Genomic DNA, 17,754 nt, shown 5'->3' on the forward strand with positions numbered 1-17,754 from the left:
TTATTTGATATTATCAACGTACAAAATGTTGTCACAACTTCGGCGCTATAAAAAAATACCGCCCGTTGTGCAACAGCGGTATTTATAGTATTAGAAGAGAAGTAGTTATTAAATGATTAACTGACCGATAATACTGCGAGTTTCTTCTCGTACTTCAGTAAGTTTCACTTTCACCAAATCGCCGATTTTGTAACGGCGTTCCCCTTGAATATACAGTGCCAATTCATCAGCATTCACTTGCATTTCATCTTTATTTGGATGCAATGTGGAGGCTGGTACGAACAGGGATGCGCCATTTTCCAACAGTTCCAAGCGTAATCCACCACGGCTTACATCGCGTACTTCAGCAGTAAATTCAGCACCTTCGGCCACTTTATCCGCCAAATAACGACAATATAACCAATCGGCGATATCCCGTTCGACTAAACGATTTTGACGACGGGCTTCTTGTAAGCGCGCAAGAACTTCATCTTGTGGCTTTTCACAAGCTTGCTGTGTGAGCACTGCTTTGATTAAGCGATGGTTCACCATATCGGAATATTTACGGATAGGCGATGTCCATGTCGCATAACCTTCTAATCCAAGCCCAAAATGTGGAGCGAGTTCGGATTTAAACTCCGCAAAGGTTAAATAACGACGTAAACGGAATTCTAAATAATCACCTTCAATCGGTTCAATATCATGACGCATTTGGCAATAACCTTTTAAGGTTGCCAAATTTTCCACCGAATAACGTTCAGTAAGTTCAGCTTGATTTTCTTCATTGGCTAAATTTGCCATTAAGAAATTATGCGCATTTTCTAAGAATTTCTTATCAAAACCTGCGTGTGTATTAAAAATCCCTGTTTTGGCATGCTCAGCTAAGAATTGTGCAGCACAGATATTGGCAATAATCATGGATTCTTCCACGATTTGATTTGCAATACGACGATATTCCGCTTTAATTTCTTTCACTTTGCCATTTTCTGCGAGAATAAAGGAGTAATCTGGTTTCTCTTTAAATAACAATGAATGGGTTTTACGCCATTGAATACGCGCTAGAGTAAATTGATGTAACCAATCAATTTGCTGGGCAATTTCAGGTGTTTCCGGTTGCCATGCATCCGGTACTTGTTCTAAATAATCTGAAATCTTGTTATAGGCTAATTTTGCTTTAGATTGCACATAAGCGGACACAAAATGCGGTTTAGCCGTGATGTTACCTTCAAGATCCGTTTCAATGTAACACACTAACGCAGGACGAGTTTCATTTGCCATTAATGAACATAATTCATCAGATAATTCACGTGGCAACATTGGGATGTTGAAGCCTGGCAAATAATTGGTGAAACAACGCTGTTTCGCATCTTTTTCAATTTGTGAATCTAATGCAATGTAAGCTGTGGGATCCGCAATGGCAACGACTAACCGCCAGCCGGTTTGTGTACCATTTTGCTCGATAGGTTCGATGTAAAGGGCATCGTCCATATCCAGTGTGCTTTCAGAGTCAATAGTGACAAAATGAAGTGCGGTCAGATCTTCACGTGTTTGTTGATCTAACATCTCATAGCTTTCTGCACCTTGCACAGGATGACGAGATTGTTCATGGCGTGCCAGCGTGACCCACCAGGGGGCTAATTCATCGTCAGCACGGCAGATAAATTGATTGATGGTGGCATAGAAAAAGCGATCATCGCGTAATGGGTGGGTTTTTAAATTTGCTACAACCCAATCACCCTCTTGTAATTCTTCTTTTACAGATTTAGCTTGTTGTGCACCAATGGGTTGGTTGATATTTGGATGATCAACTAATACCTGCAGTTTGTTGTCTTTGTTAAAGCGCACTTTAGCGATAAAGCGTGTCAGCATCGGCTCAATTAACTCATACGGCTCAGCTTGTTCTTTATCGCCTTGTTTTTCAATGGTGGCTTTAATTTTGTCGCCATGCATAACCTTTTTCATGGCCGGAGGAGCTAAAAAGTAGCTTTTCTTATCGCACTCTAAAAAGCCGTAGGCTTTGTCGGTGCCTTTTACCACGCCTTCAACGTGTTCTTTACTGTCATGAATTTGTTGTTTGAGTTGCGCGAGTAGTGGATTGTCTTGGAACATAGTGATATTTCAAAAAAAGAGAAAAGGCAGACTGAAAAGTCTGCCTAAAAATAGTTTGTGCAAGGAAATTATTCTTCGCCTAATTCGCCCATTGCAGTGATGCTGAAGCCGGCATCGACGTGAACGATTTCACCGGTAATGCCGGATGCTAAATCAGAGCATAAGAATGCAGCGGAGTTGCCCACATCTTCGATAGTGACAGTGCGGCGTAATGCTGCGGTTTTCTCGAATGCAGAAAGCATTTTCTTGAAGTTTTTAATACCTGATGCCGCTAAAGTACGGATTGGACCTGCAGAGATCGCATTTACACGAATACCTTCTTTACCTAAATCGGCTGCCATTACGCGAGTTGCCGCTTCAAGAGATGCTTTCGCTAAACACATGACGTTGTAGTTAGGAATTGCGCGTTCTGCACCTAAGTAAGAAAGAGTTAATAACGCGGCATTTGGATTTAAGTAAGGGCGTGCTGCTTGTGCCATTGCAACGAAGCTGAATGCACTGATGTCGTGAGCAATACGGTAGCCTTCACGAGTTGCTGCATTTACGTAATCACCATCTAATTGATCGCCTGGTGCAAATGCGATTGCATGCACGAAACCATCAAATTTTTCCCAACGTTTGCTTAATTCTGCAAAGCAGTTCTGGATGCTTTCATCAGTAGCCACATCTAAAGGAAGTACGATGTCAGAACCAAATTCTTTTGCAAATTCTTCTACACGTGGTTGTAATTTATCGTTTAAATAAGTGAAAGCAAGTTCAGCGCCTTGTTCTTTCATTGCTTTTGCAATCCCGTAAGCGATAGAACGATTGCTTGCAAGACCTGTTACTAAAATACGTTTACCAGTTAAGAAACCCATAATTTTTCCTGTGTTGGAGTTAAAAAATTCGCGCTAGTATAGCGGAAATTCCGTTTAATGACAAAGCGGAGGAGGCTTATTTAAGCCGGATTATCAATATCTTTAAATTCTACATTCAAGCCATATTCAGCAGCTAACCATTCACCTAATGCTTTAATCCCATAGCGTTCTGTTGCATGGTGGCCTGCCGCAAAGAAATGAATGCCTTGTTCGCGAGCAGAATGAATGGTTTTCTCTGAGACCTCACCAGTGATAAACGCATCACAACCTTGTAAGGCGGCTAAATCAATATAGCTTTGTCCTCCACCGGTACAAATGCCAATTTTACGGATTAAGTTAGGTCCGTTGTCGATACAAATTAATGGCTTGCGTTGAAGTACTTGTTCAATACGTCTAGCAAATTCTTCAGCTGTAACAGGTTCTTTTAAGGTGCCCCAGACTGGAATGCTGATTGCATTATTTTCTAAGGGTTGAAGATTTTCGATATCTAATAATTGAGCAAGCTTCGCGTTGTTGCCTAAGTCAGGATGAACATCTAAAGGTAAATGGTAGCCGTATAAATTAATGTCATTTATAAGCAAGGTTTTGATGCGTTTTCCTTTCATACCGCGAATGCAAGGATCTTCATTTTTCCAAAGATAGCCATGATGGACAAGCACAGCATCAGCTTGTTGTGAAACCGCATAATCAAGCAAAGCTTGGCTTGCTGTGACGCCAGTAATGATTTTTTTGATCTCCGCTTTGCCTTCTACTTGCAAGCCGTTAGGCGCGTAATCATTAATTTTATTTGTACTAAGTTTTTCGTTTAGTAGACGTTCAAGTTCTAGATTGTTCATCATTTTTAAGAAAAAAAGAAAAGGGTGAGTTATGGTAAGAGATTTAAAAAAAAATGGCTAGTGCCAAAGGAGTGGGGGTGCACTAGCCATAATGTGTTTGATGAACACAAGTACTATCTAAAACGGATTTCATTATATATTAAAGTAAATAACGATCAAGGGGATTTTTTAAAATTGTTTTAGAAGGCAGGAAAAGGGGATGCAGAAATTATTGAGGGAGTGTTTTTTATGTGGCTGACTATCTGATTTTTTTGAGGGAACGCTATAAGAATATTGAATAAGGCGAAATGCCTTATTCAATACCGATTAACTTATGGGTTTGTAGGCTCAATTGCCATTTGGGTTTATGTGCGCGCTGATTTAGTTTTCCTAATTGGGTAATGGTTTCCAATAAATTCATTTGGCCATCGATCTCACAGGGAGAAAGGTAATAATGTTGGGCGCAGATTTTCTCTTCAATCATTTCACAGAAGGGCAAAATATTTTCATCTGCCACAATACGCACTTCGTGGGCGAATGAAATACAACGCTTAGCGTATTTATGGGCATACAGTCGTTTCGGGCTGGTTGCGATAAAATCAATTTGTGGTGGTACGGGCTTTAAACCATTGGTTTCGATGGCCAGAAAATAACCCAAGGTTTTTAATTGGCTAAGTAAGATTTCCAATTTTGGCACGATAGTTGGTTCGCCACCGGTGATAATAATATTACGAGCGGAAAATGAGCGTACTTTATCGAGAATTTGCGACATTGACCAACGGGTAAATTGATTGTAATGGGTATCGCACCAAGGGCAGGCCAGATTGCATTTGCCGAAGCGGATAAAAATGCTTGGCATGCCCGTATTAGCTCCCTCGCCTTGCAGACTTTCGAAAATTTCAACGATGTTATACTGTGGCTCTAACAGGTTTTGTTTTTCCACTGCGTTTATTCCCCATACTCACAAAATGAAGTTGGGGTTTCCCATAAACGAATTGCTGAAATCGGTAGCTTTTCATCATATTTCAGCCGTTGAAAAATAAAACGTGCCATTTCTTCTGCGGTGGTTCGGAAATTGACACCAAAGGTTTTTGATTGTAATTCCTGGAGCAGCATAGCAATTTTACTTTCTCGCTCGCTGGTTTGATCATAAATAAAAGCGTGATCCATCGGATCCAAAATAGCTTTTTTCACTACCACCTTTAAGTCAGAAAAGTCCATCACCATGGATTTCTTAGCACCATCTACAAGCAAATCACCCGCCACCTCAACCTGCAATTTATAGGTATGGCCGTGTAGATTCTGACATTTACCATCGTGCCCATCCAGTAGGTGTGCCATATCAAAACTAAATTCTTTAGATACTCTAAACACAGTTGGCCTCCGCTTTAGTGGCCAAATATTCCTGTAAACCATTATCACGCAATTTGCAACTTGGACATTCACCACAACCGCCTTCCACACCTTCATAGCACGTGTGACTGTGTTGGCGCACATAATCCAAAGCGCCTAATTCATCGGCGAGCGCCCAAGTTTGTGCTTTGGTTAAGTACATTAACGGCGTTTTCAGATTAAACGGATAATCCATCGCCAAATTTAGCGTCACATTCATGGATTTTACGAATACATCACGGCAGTCGGGATAACCGCTGAAATCCGTTTCGCAAACGCCGGTAATAATGTCATGGATGCCTTGCCCCTTGGCATAAATTGCCGCATACAATAAAAAGAGGGCATTGCGGCCATCCACAAAGGTATTCGGTAATTCACCGTCTTTTTGCTCGATAGTGGCGTTTTCATCCATTAAGGCATTATGGGTGATGGATTTAATAACAGAGGTGTCAATCAAGGTTTGTTTCACGCCGAGATCTTGGGCTATCCAACGGGCTTTGGCTAATTCAATGGCGTGGCGTTGCCCGTATTGGAAGGTAACGGTTTCCACGTTTTCTACACCATATTCGGCGATGGCTTGAATGAGACAGGTGGTGGAGTCTTGTCCACCGGAAAAGATCACAAGCGCTTTACGATTGCGATTAGGATTTGCAATATTCATAAGATACCTAGTTTTTTTATGTAGGAGGTTTGCGAACTACGAGCGCGCATTGTAGGGAGCGATGTTGATTTTTGCAAGGTCAGGATCGGAAATTCCTTGGATAGCTTGAGCAAACGCCCTCTAGAAAATCAGAGTTTTTGCCAAAATAACATGTAAGTTATTGATTTTATTAGAGATGATTTTAAAACCGGAAATTTGGCCGGTTTATGGGGCGGGAGAATAATGAGAGAATAAAAAAGCGGTCGAAGGAGCGACCGCTTGAGGATTATTTACCGAGATTATCAAAGAATTTCTTCACGCCATCAAGGAAGCCGGTACTTTTCGGACTGTGTTTTTCTTTTAAGCTGTTCTCGAATTGTTCCAACAATTCTTTTTGCTTGTCACTCAAATTGACCGGGGTTTCCACAATCACTTTGCAAATTAAATCGCCGGCGTAACTGTTACGGGTGGATGTTACTCCTTTGCCGCGAACGCGGAAGAATTTTCCGGTTTGGGTTTCTGCCGGAATTTTGAGTTTGACTTTACCATCCAAGGTCGGTACTTCAATTTCACCGCCCAAGGCCGCTTTAGCAAAGGTAATTGGCACTTCGCAGTATAAATTGTTACCGTCACGTTCAAAAATTGCGTGTTCTTTAACGTGGATTACCACATATAAATCACCGGCCGGAGCGCCATTTTCGCCGGCGGCACCTTCACCGCTTAAGCGTAATTGGTTGCCGGTATCGACCCCTGCCGGGATGCGTACGGCAAGATTGCGTTTTTTATGTACGCGACCTTCGCCATGACAACTGCGGCAAGGTTTTTCGATTTTTTTACCGCTACCATGACAAGTCGGACAAATTGTTTCAGTAACAAAGAAGCCTTGTTGGCGTTGAATACGTCCGGAACCGTGGCAGGTTGGGCAGGTTTCCACCTTAGAATCGGCTTCTGCACCGCTACCGTGACAGCTTTCACATGCTACCAAGGTGCTGATCTGGATATCTTTGGTGGTACCTTTGACAGCCTCTTCCAATGTAATTTCCAAATCGTAACGTAAATCATCACCACGCACGACGCGTTGACGGCCGCCACGCCCACCAGCACCGAAAATATCACCAAAAATATCTTCAAAACCACCGAACCCGCCAAACCCGTCGAATCCGCCAAACCCGCTGCCGTTACCCGCACCACCTTGTTCAAAGGCGGAATGACCGTATTGATCGTAAGCAGCCCGTTTTTCTTTATCGCCTAAGATCTCATAGGCTTCTTGAATTTCTTTAAATTTTTCTTCTTTGGTTTTATCACCCTTTGTTCTATCAGGGTGATATTGCATAGCGAGCTTTTTGTAAGCTCGCTTAATTTCTTTTTCATCGGCTGATTTCGAGATGCCGAGAAGTTCGTAATAGTCTTGTTTTGCCATAATGTTTCAGTTTTCCGTTTAAAATATAAAATTAAATAATTCTATTTTGTGACTTTGTTAAGTTTGTTAAACCATGCAAACAACATGGCTAAAAATAAAAACGCTCCCATGCAGGAGAATTGAAATATTGCTTCTCCTTTGAATCCATGAGGGCTCTGTTTTTTCGCATAATACAAATGATGTCACAGGGCAGAAATATCAAGGGAAAAGCGTTAATTTATAATGCTTTCTTAGGTTTGCGTATGAGCTAAGGGCAGACTTACTGCCAGCCTTGTTAGCCGCTATTGGGCTGCTGTAAACGCCTGTTTTAAGTCAGCTAAAATATCTTGAATGCTTTCAATACCGCAGGAAAGACGAATCAGTCCAGCAGAAATACCGGATTTTTCTAATTCGGTTTCGCTTAATTGGCGGTGTGTTGAAGTGGCCGGATGTAATGCACAAGTGCGAATATCGGCCACATGCACCTCACGGGAAATGAGTTGTAAGGCATTTAACCATTTTGCCGCGGCTTCTTTGCCACCTTTAATTTCAAAGGAAATCACCCCGCATAAACCGTTCGGTAAGTATTTTTGTTTAAGAGCGTAATCCGGCGAGCTTGCTAACCCTGGATAATTGACTTTTTCTACTTGGGAATGTTTTTCTAAAAACTCCGCGACAGCTTGTGCATTTTCGTAATGACGTTGCATGCGTAATGCAAGGGTTTCCATGCCTACATTGAGCAAGAAACTATTTTGTGGTGCCGGAGTTGCTCCTAAATCACGCATTAATTGCACACGTGCTTTCACAACATAGGCTGCCGGGCCAAAGGTTTCGGTATAAACCAAGCCGTGGTAGGTCTGATCCGGTGTACTTAATTGTGGATATTTGCCGTTATTCCAATCGAAATTGCCACCATCCGTAATCGAACCGCCAAGGGCAATGGCATGTCCGTCTAAATATTTGGACGTACTATGGATTACCACATTCGCACCGAATTCGGTTGGACGACAGAAATACGGAGTAGCGAAGGTGTTATCAATTAATAAGGGAGCCTGTGCAGCCAGCGCTAAGGCGGCAAATTTTTCAATATCTAACACTCGTAATGCAGGGTTGGCAATGGTTTCGGCAAATACCGCTTTGGTATTTGGGCGAATGGCTTTTTTGAGTTCTTCAAGCGGTAAATCTTGATCCACAAAACTCACCTCAATCCCCATTTTTTTGAATGTGTGTGCAAATAAATTGTAAGTGCCGCCATATACATAAGATGACGAAATAAAATGATCACCTGCTTCTAAAATATTCAACATGGCGTAAAACACAGCAGCTTGCCCCGATGCGGTACACATTGTTGCTACGCCACCTTCAAGTGCGGTAATTTTTTCTTCAGCAGCATTAGTCGTTGGATTAGCAAGACGGGTATAGAAATAACCTGGAGCTTGCAAATCAAATAACTTGCCAATTTCTTCCGCAGAATCGTAAGTATAAGTGGTGCTTTGTACGATAGGTTGAACGCGAGGTTCTCCATTTTTAGGCGTGTAGCCGGCATGTAGGCATTTAGTTGCAAATTCCATGATATTTTCCTTGGTTGTGTTTGGTGCAAAGAGCGATCACTTATAACATTTGAACGCATCTTGGCTTAATCATCTTTAGGGGATTGGATATAAAGTCTATCCCAGCAAAACGATTAGAAATTTAATAGCGCCTTTCTATATAAATGCACAAAAAGGGCGTATTCCTACGCCCTTAATCTAATTAAGATAAATTACTTATTATCTTTCACTTCTTCAAACTCAGCATCGACAACATCGTCATTTGCTTTGTTTGCGCCTTGTGCTTGTTGTGCATCACCTTGTGATTGTGCGGTTTGCGCTAATTTTTGGGCTACGCTAGCAAGCGCTTGAAGTTTAGCTTCAATTGCTGCTTTATCCTCGCCTTTCGCTGCAGTTTCCAAATTGCTTAATGCGCTTTCAATTTCTGCACGATCTGCCGCTGGAACTTTATCACCAGCTTCTTCTAATTGTTTACGGGTGCTGTGTACAAGATGATCCGCTTGGTTACGGGCTTGTACTAATTCTTCAAATTTACGGTCTGCTTCAGCATTTGCTTCGGCATCACGAACCATTTGTTGAATTTCATCATCACTTAAACCGGAAGAGGCTTTGATAGTGATTTGTTGTTCTTTACCAGTACCTTTATCTTTCGCAGACACGTGGATAATACCGTCAGCATCGATATCAAAAGTTACTTCAATTTGTGGTAAACCGCGTGGTGCCGGATTAATTCCTTCTAGGTTGAATTGACCTAAGGATTTATTGGCCGAAGCTTGTTTACGTTCACCTTGCAACACATGGATAGTTACCGCACTTTGGTTATCTTCTGCAGTGGAGAACACTTGCGATTTTTTAGTTGGGATAGTGGTGTTTTTCTCAATAAGAGTCGTCATCACACCGCCCATGGTTTCGATACCTAAAGATAATGGAGTTACGTCTAACAATAATACATCAGTTACATCACCGGCCAATACACCGCCTTGTACAGCTGCACCAATGGCCACAGCTTCATCTGGGTTAACATCTTTACGTGGTGCTTTACCGAAGAATTTTTCTACTTCTTGTTGTACTAAAGGCATACGGGTTTGGCCACCGACTAAAATCACATCATCGATTTCAGAGGCTGATTTACCGGCGTCTTTTAATGCAATACGTACAGGTTCAAGGGATTTTGCAACTAAATCTTCAACCAAAGATTCTAATTTAGCACGGGTCAATTTAATGTTTAAGTGTTTTGGACCTGTTGCATCTGCTGTGATGTAAGGAAGGTTTACATCAGTTTGTTGTGCGGAAGAAAGTTCGATTTTGGCTTTCTCTGCAGCTTCTTTCAAACGTTGCATAGCAAGTGGGTCATTACGTAAATCTACACCTTGTTCTTTTTTGAATTCGTCAACCAAGTAATTGATGATACGGTTATCGAAGTCTTCACCACCTAAGTGAGTATCACCGTTAGTTGCTAATACTTCAAAAGTCTTTTCGCCACCTACTTCATCGATTTCGATAATGGATAAGTCGAATGTACCGCCACCTAAGTCGTATACTGCGATGGTTTTGTTGCCTTGACCTTTATCTAAACCATAAGCTAGTGCGGCAGCCGTTGGTTCATTGATAATACGTTTAACATCAAGACCCGCGATACGGCCGGCATCTTTAGTTGCTTGGCGTTGCGCATCGTTAAAGTAAGCCGGTACGGTAATTACCGCTTCAGTAACGGTTTCGCCTAAGAAATCTTCGGCTGCTTTTTTCATTTTTTTCAACACTTCAGCAGAAATTTGCGGAGGTGCTAATTTATCGCCTTTTACTTCAACCCATGCATCACCGTTATCTGCTTTAGTAATGGCAAATGGCATGATATCGATGTCACGTTTAACTTCTTCATCTTCAAAACGACGACCGATTAAACGTTTGATAGCAAATAAGGTATTTTTCGGATTGGTCACAGCTTGGCGTTTTGCCGGTTGACCGACTAAAATTTCATTATCATTTGTATAAGCAATAATTGACGGAGTAGTGCGATCACCCTCGGCATTTTCAATTACGCGCGGTTTGTCACCATCCATTACAGCGACACAAGAGTTGGTTGTACCTAAGTCAATACCAATAATTTTTCCCATTTTGTTACTCCTAGTTCAAATTTTTAATCTGTTGTTTCTCAACACGCTTGCTAAGATGTGGCTAGTTTTTTACATTTCAAGAGAAATTTTTAAAAATTTTTAAACCAGCAAGCGGCCTTTGACGTGATGGAAAATAAGGACGCTGAAGCGAAGTTCAAGGGGGGGGGATAAAAAAATTTGAAAAAACTGTAAAAACAAGCGGTTGTTATGATAAATTGCGCGCCGAATTATTAATCAAAAAGGAATCAATATGAAAAAATCAACGATTGCATTAGGTGTGATTGTCGCGCTTGGCGCAGCAAGTGTCGGTGGTGCCTGGTTTACCGGACAAAAAGCAGAGAGCGAATATCTGCGTCAGATCGAACAGGCAAATCAGCAGTTCCAAACCTTGAATTTATCCGATTCGGTTAAACTGATTTATAAAAATAAACAATTTGAACGTGGATTTTTTACCTCTCAAGTTGAAGATGAGGTTGTAATTTCCTTACCAAAAGAAGGAAAAGTATGGACCATTCCGCTTTCAACCAAACTGTATCACGGCCCATTCCCACTCGATCAGTTAGCCAAATTTAATCTTGTGCCGACCATGTATTCAGCCCAAGGGGTTGTGGGTAAAAATGAAAGCACACAACCTTTATTTGATTTTCTTAAATCCGATAAACCGATTCAATATCGTGCTGCGACCAGCTATGCGTTGAACACCAAAGGAGCAGTGGAATTGGCCGGCGGTGAGTTCGCTGATCCAAATAATCCTGAGAGCAAGATCGCTTGGTCAAATATCAATTGGGGCTTTGATTTTGGCAAGGATCTTACCGGCAAATATGATATGACTTTGGATGAGTTGAGCCTGAATCTAATAGAGGATGCTGATGCTGATGGAGAAGAGGAAGCCGATGAAGTCAGTTTCGAATCCATGAAAATGAAGATGAAGGGGATGAAAATAGAAGGTTCATTTACACCGACTAAATGGAACTACCTATATACCGCTAAAGCTGCTTCTTCAACTGATTATTTTGAAATGAACGGAGTGTATCATGACGGTAGTACCACATCTGTTGTAGAGAAAGGTATTAAAGGTACTTCCGATATTTCCCTCAACGGCGACTTTTTGAATGTGAAAAGCGAAAATAGCCTCGATTCACTCAGTATTGATGGAAAAGAGTTAGGTAAATTAACCTACAATAGTGAATTGAATCATATCGAAGCAAATGCCGCTAACGCATTGATTGAAGCCTTTGTTGACATTTTAAAAGCAACACCAGAGGCGGATGAAGAGGAATATGACAGTGTTGTGGCGATGATCATGGATAACTGGCTTGAAAAACACGGTATGGCGATTTTCAGCAATCAACCGCAAATCAAGCTCAATCCGATTGCTATTTCAGATAAGCAAGGCAAATTGGCTTTGGATTTGAATGTAGCATTGGCGCCAAATCCTGAGTTTGATTTGATGCGTGAAGGTTTATACAAACAGTTCACTGATTTTGCCATCAATTTCCAATTGGATAAGGCGACCGCTGAAAACCTCGTGAAAACCTTCGCACCGGAAGGAGAATCCGTAAATGCGGCAGAAGCTGTTGAGAAATTTGCTCAAGAAGGGGCGAGTAGTGGCATGTTGGTAAACGGAGATCGTTCCGTGACCATGCAATTAGTGTTAGAAAATGGTGGATTGAAACTCAATGGTCAGCCGATTCCGGAAGAGCAAGCGCGTAATGCATTAATGATGTTGGCAATTGGTGCCATGATGCAAATGCACTAATAATTTTATATTGAAACAAAGGATAACCTGCGGGTTATCCTTTTTTTGTGCTAAAACGCCCTATCGAAAATGAAAGTTTTTCTAAAAATGCGATGTAACTCATTGATTTTATTAAGGTTGATTTGAAAATCAAAAAAGCTCAGCTTCCTATAGATTAGTGGGATTCGAATGAGGCAATGTTAAATTTGAAAATGTTCATTGGTATTGTATTTCGTTTCAATAGCTAAGCCTGATAATGCTTTTACCTCAATTGGGGTAAAATGTGTCGGGTTCTTGTCTTACCGTAAAATTCACTATCTTTCTTACAAAAAATCTTCTAAAATTTGTTAGATTTGTTAAATCTTTGTAACAAAGATTCATTACCGCTTAGCTTCGGCTAGGTTCATTTTTACTCAATAGATGGGGAAAGACTATGTCAGATACCTTACTCAATGATATTGACCCAATTGAAACTCAAGATTGGTTGTCAGCTGTTGATTCATTAATTCGCGCTGAAGGTGTAGAGCGCGCTCAATATATTATCAGTCAAGTGATTGACCAAGCTCGCAACGGTGGCGTTAATATCGCAAAAGGCGGCGTAACCACTCCTTATGTGAATACTATTCCGGTATCCGAACAGCCGGTATATCCAGGGGATAAAGCCATTGAGCGTCGTATTCGTAGTGCGGTTCGTTGGAATGCCATTATGGCGGTATTACGTGGCCAGAAAAAAGATCTTGAATTAGGTGGTCATATTTCAACTTATCAATCTGCAGCAAGCATGTATGAAGTCTGTTTTAACCACTTCTTCAAAGCTGCAACGGATAAAAACGGTGGCGATTTAGTCTTTTTCCAAGGTCATGCGGCGCCGGGGATGTATGCCCGTGCATTCATTGAAGGCCGTATTACCGAAGACCAAATGAATAATTTCCGTCAGGAATGTGAACCGGGTAAAGGTCTTTCTTCTTATCCTCATCCGAAATTGATGCCTGAATTCTGGCAATTCTCTACCGTATCTATGGGATTAGGTCCGGTCAATGCAATCCGTTCTGCACGTTTCTTAAAATACCTAGATAACCGTGGCTTAAAAGACACCAAAGATCAAAAGGTTTATGCTTTCCTTGGTGACGGTGAGATGGACGAAATTGAAGCAAAAGGTGACTTAACATTTGCAGCACGTGAAGGCTTGGATAACTTAATTTTCGTAGTAAGTTGTAACTTGCAACGCTTAGATGGCCCTGTAACCGGTAACGGTAAAATTGTTCAAGAATTAGAAGGTTTATTTGCTGGTGCCGGTTGGGAAGTAATCAAAGTAATGTGGGGTTCTAACTGGGATAAATTATTCGCTAAAGATACTTCCGGTAAATTAACCCAATTAATGATGGAAGTGCTTGATGGTGATTACTTAACCTTCAAATCTAAAGATGGTGCCTATGTTCGCGAACACTTCTTCGGTCGTTATCCGGAAACTGCGGCATTAGTAGCGGATATGACAGATGATGAAATCTGGGCATTAAGACGTGGTGGTCACGATTCAGAAAAACTATATGCTGCATTCCATAAAGCGCAAACTGCGGGTAAACCGGTGGTGATTTTAGCGCATATGGTTAAAGGCTATAAAATCCCTGAAGCAGAAAGTAAAAACACTGCGCACCAATCCAAAAAAATGTCGATCGAAAGTCTTAAATACTTCCGTGATCATTTCCAATTAGACATTAAAGATGAAGATATTCCTAACTATCCGTACATCACCTTCCCAGAGGGTTCGGAGGAGTACAACTATCTTCACGGCAAACGTAAAGCGTTAAATGGTTATTTACCAAAACGTTTACCTAAATTCACTACTGAATTTAAAGTGCCGGCTTTAGAAGAATTCGCACCATTATTGGAAGCTCAAGCACGTCCAATTTCAACTACAATGGCATTTGTACGTTTCTTAAATACCTTATTAAAAGATAAAAATATTGGTAAACAAATTGTGCCAATTATTGCGGATGAAGCCCGTACCTTTGGTATGGAAGGGTTATTCCGTCAAATTGGTATTTACAACCCACACGGCCAAAACTATGTGCCTTCAGACCGTGACTTAGTGGCTTACTATCGTGAAGCGAAAGATGGTCAAGTATTACAAGAAGGTATCAATGAATTAGGTGCAGCATCCTCTTGGTTAGCTGCAGCGAACTCATACTCTGTAAATAACCTTCCGATGATTCCATTTTTCATTTACTACTCAATGTTTGGTTTCCAACGTGTGGGTGACTTAATGTGGGCAGCAGGTGACCAATTAGCACGTGGTTTCATGATCGGTGGTACTTCTGGCCGTACAACCTTAAATGGTGAAGGTTTACAACACGAAGATGGTCACAGCCATATTCAATCTCTTGTTATTCCTAACTGTGTGTCTTATGACCCTGCTTACGTTTATGAAGTGGCAGTTATTCTACAAGACGGTATCAACCGTATGTACGGTGAAAAACAAGAAGATGTGTTCTATTACATCACTACATTGAATGAAACCTATGAACAACCGGCAATGCCTGCAGGTGTTGAAGAGGGTATTCGTAAAGGTATCTATAAATTTGAAACCGTTGAAGCGAAAGGCAACAAAGGTCATGTTCAATTATTAGGTTCCGGTGCGATTTTCCGTCACGTTCGTGAAGCGGCACAAATCCTTGCCAATGAATATGGCGTAAGCTCAGATGTATATAGTGTGCCTTCATTCACTGAAGTCGCTCGCGAAGGCGCGGATGCTGTACGTTGGAATATGTTACACCCAACAGAAACACCTCGCGTACCTTATATTGCACAAGTAATGAACGATGCACCGGCTGTTGCGGCTACAGACTACATGAAATTGTTCGCAGAACAAGTTCGTGCATTCATTCCTGCACAAAGCTATCACGTATTGGGTACCGATGGTTTTGGTCGTTCAGACAGCCGTGAAAACTTACGTGAACATTTCGAAGTGGATGCGCGTTACGTGGTGGTTGCTGCATTACATGAACTTGCTAAACAAGGTAAGTTTGATGCGAAAGTGGTAGCTGATGCGATTGCAAAATTTGGTTTGAAAACTGAGATTTTAAATCCACTTTACGCGTAATTTCCCTTGGCCTGATGGTTAGTACAGGCCTCTCGAGATAAATAAAGTGCGATGGTTCGCATCGCGTTTTTTTAAGGTTAGATAACATGTCAAAACAAATTCAAATTCCTGATATCGGTAGTGATGAAGTTACCGTAACAGAAGTAATGGTGAAAGTAGGCGATACCATTACTGCAGAACAAAGTATTATCAACGTTGAAGGTGATAAAGCCTCAATGGAAGTGCCAGCCCCTGAGGCCGGTGTGGTCAAAGAAGTATTAGTTAAAGTTGGCGATAAAGTAACCACTGGTACGCCAATGCTTGTTTTAGAATCTGCAGATGCCGCAGCGTCTGCTCCAGCTGCAGCAGCACCAGCGCCGGCTGCAACACCAGCCGCTGCAAGTGTAGTTGAAGTCAATGTACCAGATATCGGTTCTGACGAAGTGAACGTGACAGATATTATGGTGAAAGTAGGCGATACCGTTGAAGTTGACCAATCAATCATCAATGTTGAAGGTGATAAAGCGTCAATGGAAGTGCCAGCTCCCGTTGCCGGCGTAGTAAAAGAAATTTTAATCAACGTGGGCGATAAAGTTGTTACTGGCAAATTAATCATGAAATTTGAAGTGGCCGGGGCAGCACCAGCCGCAGCGCCAGCTCAACAGGTAGCAGCACCTGTAGCAGCACCAACTGCTTCCGCGATTAAAGAAGTGAATGTACCAGATATCGGTGGTGATGAAGTTAACGTAACTGAAATCATGGTTGCCGTTGGCGACAGCGTTTCTGAAGAGCAATCTTTAATCACCGTTGAGGGCGATAAAGCTTCAATGGAAGTGCCAGCTCCGTTTGCGGGTGTGGTAAAAGAAATTTTAGTGAAATCAGGTGATAAGGTTTCAACTGGTTCATTAATTATGAAATTTGAAGTCGTGGGTGCTGCACCAGCTCCAGCAGCGGCTCCAGTGGCGGCAGCTCCAGCTCCTCAAGCAGCACCTGCAGCAGCGCCGGCAGCACAATCAGCTAATGTATCTGGCTTAAGCCAAGAACAAGTTGTAGCAAGTGCAGGCTATGCACACGCAACACCGGTGATTCGTCGTTTAGCGCGTGAATACGGTATTAACCTTGATCGCGTAAAAGGTACGGGTCGTAAAGGTCGTGTTGTGAAAGAAGATATTCAAGCTTACGTGAAAACCGCTGTTAAAGCGTTTGAAACAGGTAGCGTTTCTTCTTCTGCAGCAGCGGGTAATGGTGTGGCAAATGGCGCAGGCTTAGGTTTATTACCATGGCCAAAAGTTGACTTCAGCAAATTTGGTGAAGTCGAAGAAGTTGAATTAAGCCGTATTAACAAAATTTCAGGTGCTAACTTACATCGTAACTGGGTTATGATTCCACATGTTACCCATTTTGATCGTACGGATATCACCGATTTAGAAGCATTCCGTAAAGAACAGAACAAGATTGTTGAAAAACAAAAATTGGATGTGAAAATTACTCCAGTTGTGTTTATTATGAAAGCGGTTGCGAAAGCATTAGAAGCGTTCCCTCGTTTCAATAGCTCAATTTCTGAAGATGGCCAAAAATTAACGCTTAAAAAATACATTAATATTGGCGTAGCGGTGGATACACCAAACGGCTTAGTAGTACCTGTATTTAAAAACGTGAACAAAAAAGGCATTATCGAACTATCTCGTGAATTAATGGAAGTCTCCAAGAAAGCACGTGACGGTAAACTTTCAGGTTCTGATATGCAAGGTGGCTGTTTCACTATTTCAAGCTTAGGTGGTATTGGTACAACTCACTTCACACCAATCGTAAATGCGCCTGAAGTGGCAATCTTAGGTGTGTCTAAATCAGAAATGCAACCGATTTGGAATGGTAAAGAATTTGAGCCACGCTTGATGCTTCCATTATCATTATCCTTTGATCACCGCGTGATCGATGGGGCTGATGGTGCTCGTTTCTTAAGCTATATCAATGGCGTATTAGCTGACTTACGTCGCTTAGTGATGTAATTAACGCGGTAAGATGCGGGATAACCCCGCATCTTGCAGACAAGATCGTAAAGTACGGTCAAAAATTTAAACG

Annotated in this window: 12 protein-coding genes and 1 riboswitch; of the genes, 3 read left to right on the forward strand and 9 right to left on the reverse strand. The window is 41.7% G+C overall.

Going from position 1 to position 17,754, the window contains the following annotated elements; all coding sequences use genetic code 11:
* Positions 1 to 108: 108 nt before the first annotated feature.
* The 9 genes from rnb to dnaK form a co-directional block, all read right to left on the reverse strand.
* Entirely contained in the window at positions 109 to 2,088 is a 1,980-nt protein-coding gene (gene rnb / locus CKV74_RS06625) for an exoribonuclease II (RefSeq protein WP_007242073.1), read from the reverse strand.
* 68 nt (positions 2,089 to 2,156) lie between these two features.
* Positions 2,157 to 2,945: an enoyl-ACP reductase FabI gene (locus CKV74_RS06630; RefSeq protein ID WP_007242104.1), complete on the reverse strand. Its 789-nt coding sequence runs from the start codon at positions 2,943 to 2,945 to the stop codon at positions 2,157 to 2,159.
* An 80-nt stretch (positions 2,946 to 3,025) separates the two neighbouring features.
* The gene (locus tag CKV74_RS06635) at positions 3,026 to 3,781 is read right to left on the reverse strand and encodes a Nif3-like dinuclear metal center hexameric protein (protein ID WP_039847787.1); all 756 of its coding nucleotides are present in this window, start codon (positions 3,779 to 3,781) and stop codon (positions 3,026 to 3,028) included.
* Between the two features lie 292 nt (positions 3,782 to 4,073).
* Positions 4,074 to 4,703, reverse strand: coding sequence for a 7-carboxy-7-deazaguanine synthase QueE (locus CKV74_RS06640; RefSeq protein WP_007242117.1), 630 nt, complete (start codon positions 4,701 to 4,703; stop codon positions 4,074 to 4,076).
* Between the two features lie 5 nt (positions 4,704 to 4,708).
* On the reverse strand, positions 4,709 to 5,134 hold the full coding sequence (gene queD / locus CKV74_RS06645; RefSeq protein WP_007242111.1) for a 6-carboxytetrahydropterin synthase QueD: 426 nt from the start codon (positions 5,132 to 5,134) through the stop codon (positions 4,709 to 4,711).
* The gene (queC, locus tag CKV74_RS06650) at positions 5,127 to 5,813 is read right to left on the reverse strand and encodes a 7-cyano-7-deazaguanine synthase QueC (protein WP_007242090.1); all 687 of its coding nucleotides are present in this window, start codon (positions 5,811 to 5,813) and stop codon (positions 5,127 to 5,129) included. Before queC ends, queD begins: the two co-directional genes overlap by 8 nt.
* Position 5,814: 1 nt before the next feature.
* Positions 5,815 to 5,859, reverse strand: a riboswitch (PreQ1 riboswitch).
* A 219-nt stretch (positions 5,860 to 6,078) separates the two neighbouring features.
* Entirely contained in the window at positions 6,079 to 7,212 is a 1,134-nt protein-coding gene (gene dnaJ / locus CKV74_RS06655; protein ID WP_095176909.1) for a molecular chaperone DnaJ, read from the reverse strand.
* 281 nt (positions 7,213 to 7,493) lie between these two features.
* A complete protein-coding gene (locus CKV74_RS06660; protein WP_095176910.1) occupies positions 7,494 to 8,762 on the reverse strand; it encodes an O-acetylhomoserine aminocarboxypropyltransferase/cysteine synthase family protein in 1,269 nt (422 codons plus the stop codon).
* Between the two features lie 191 nt (positions 8,763 to 8,953).
* A complete protein-coding gene (dnaK, locus tag CKV74_RS06665; RefSeq protein ID WP_007242113.1) occupies positions 8,954 to 10,855 on the reverse strand; it encodes a molecular chaperone DnaK in 1,902 nt (633 codons plus the stop codon).
* 250 nt (positions 10,856 to 11,105) lie between these two features.
* On the opposite strand from dnaK, the gene CKV74_RS06670 reads away from it, so the two are divergent.
* The 3 genes from CKV74_RS06670 to aceF all read left to right on the forward strand — a co-directional run bounded on the left by CKV74_RS06670 (position 11,106) and on the right by aceF (position 17,681).
* Positions 11,106 to 12,614 carry a YdgA family protein gene (locus tag CKV74_RS06670; protein ID WP_007242088.1) on the forward strand — a complete coding sequence of 503 codons (1,509 nt, stop codon included), beginning with the start codon at positions 11,106 to 11,108 and terminating at the stop codon, positions 12,612 to 12,614.
* 412 nt (positions 12,615 to 13,026) lie between these two features.
* On the forward strand, positions 13,027 to 15,693 hold the full coding sequence (aceE, locus tag CKV74_RS06675; RefSeq protein WP_007242091.1) for a pyruvate dehydrogenase (acetyl-transferring), homodimeric type: 2,667 nt from the start codon (positions 13,027 to 13,029) through the stop codon (positions 15,691 to 15,693).
* Between the two features lie 86 nt (positions 15,694 to 15,779).
* Positions 15,780 to 17,681: a pyruvate dehydrogenase complex dihydrolipoyllysine-residue acetyltransferase gene (aceF, locus tag CKV74_RS06680; RefSeq protein WP_095176911.1), complete on the forward strand. Its 1,902-nt coding sequence runs from the start codon at positions 15,780 to 15,782 to the stop codon at positions 17,679 to 17,681.
* Positions 17,682 to 17,754: the final 73 nt, after the last annotated feature.

This window comes from Haemophilus pittmaniae, assembly GCF_900186995.1.
Classification (GTDB): domain Bacteria; phylum Pseudomonadota; class Gammaproteobacteria; order Enterobacterales; family Pasteurellaceae; genus Haemophilus_D; species Haemophilus_D pittmaniae.

What these genes read in the sequence shown, in the direction of transcription:
- CKV74_RS06670 (WP_007242088.1), top strand. Translation starts at nt 11,106, where the DNA reads ATGAAAAAATCAACGATTGCATTAGGTGTGATTGTCGCGCTTGGCGCA.
- rnb (WP_007242073.1), bottom strand. Translation starts at nt 2,088, where the DNA reads ATGTTCCAAGACAATCCACTACTCGCGCAACTCAAACAACAAATTCAT.
- aceE (WP_007242091.1), top strand. Translation starts at nt 13,027, where the DNA reads ATGTCAGATACCTTACTCAATGATATTGACCCAATTGAAACTCAAGAT.
- aceF (WP_095176911.1), top strand. Translation starts at nt 15,780, where the DNA reads ATGTCAAAACAAATTCAAATTCCTGATATCGGTAGTGATGAAGTTACC.
- dnaK (WP_007242113.1), bottom strand. Translation starts at nt 10,855, where the DNA reads ATGGGAAAAATTATTGGTATTGACTTAGGTACAACCAACTCTTGTGTC.
- CKV74_RS06630 (WP_007242104.1), bottom strand. Translation starts at nt 2,945, where the DNA reads ATGGGTTTCTTAACTGGTAAACGTATTTTAGTAACAGGTCTTGCAAGC.
- CKV74_RS06660 (WP_095176910.1), bottom strand. Translation starts at nt 8,762, where the DNA reads ATGGAATTTGCAACTAAATGCCTACATGCCGGCTACACGCCTAAAAAT.
- queC (WP_007242090.1), bottom strand. Translation starts at nt 5,813, where the DNA reads ATGAATATTGCAAATCCTAATCGCAATCGTAAAGCGCTTGTGATCTTT.
- dnaJ (WP_095176909.1), bottom strand. Translation starts at nt 7,212, where the DNA reads ATGGCAAAACAAGACTATTACGAACTTCTCGGCATCTCGAAATCAGCC.
- CKV74_RS06635 (WP_039847787.1), bottom strand. Translation starts at nt 3,781, where the DNA reads ATGAACAATCTAGAACTTGAACGTCTACTAAACGAAAAACTTAGTACA.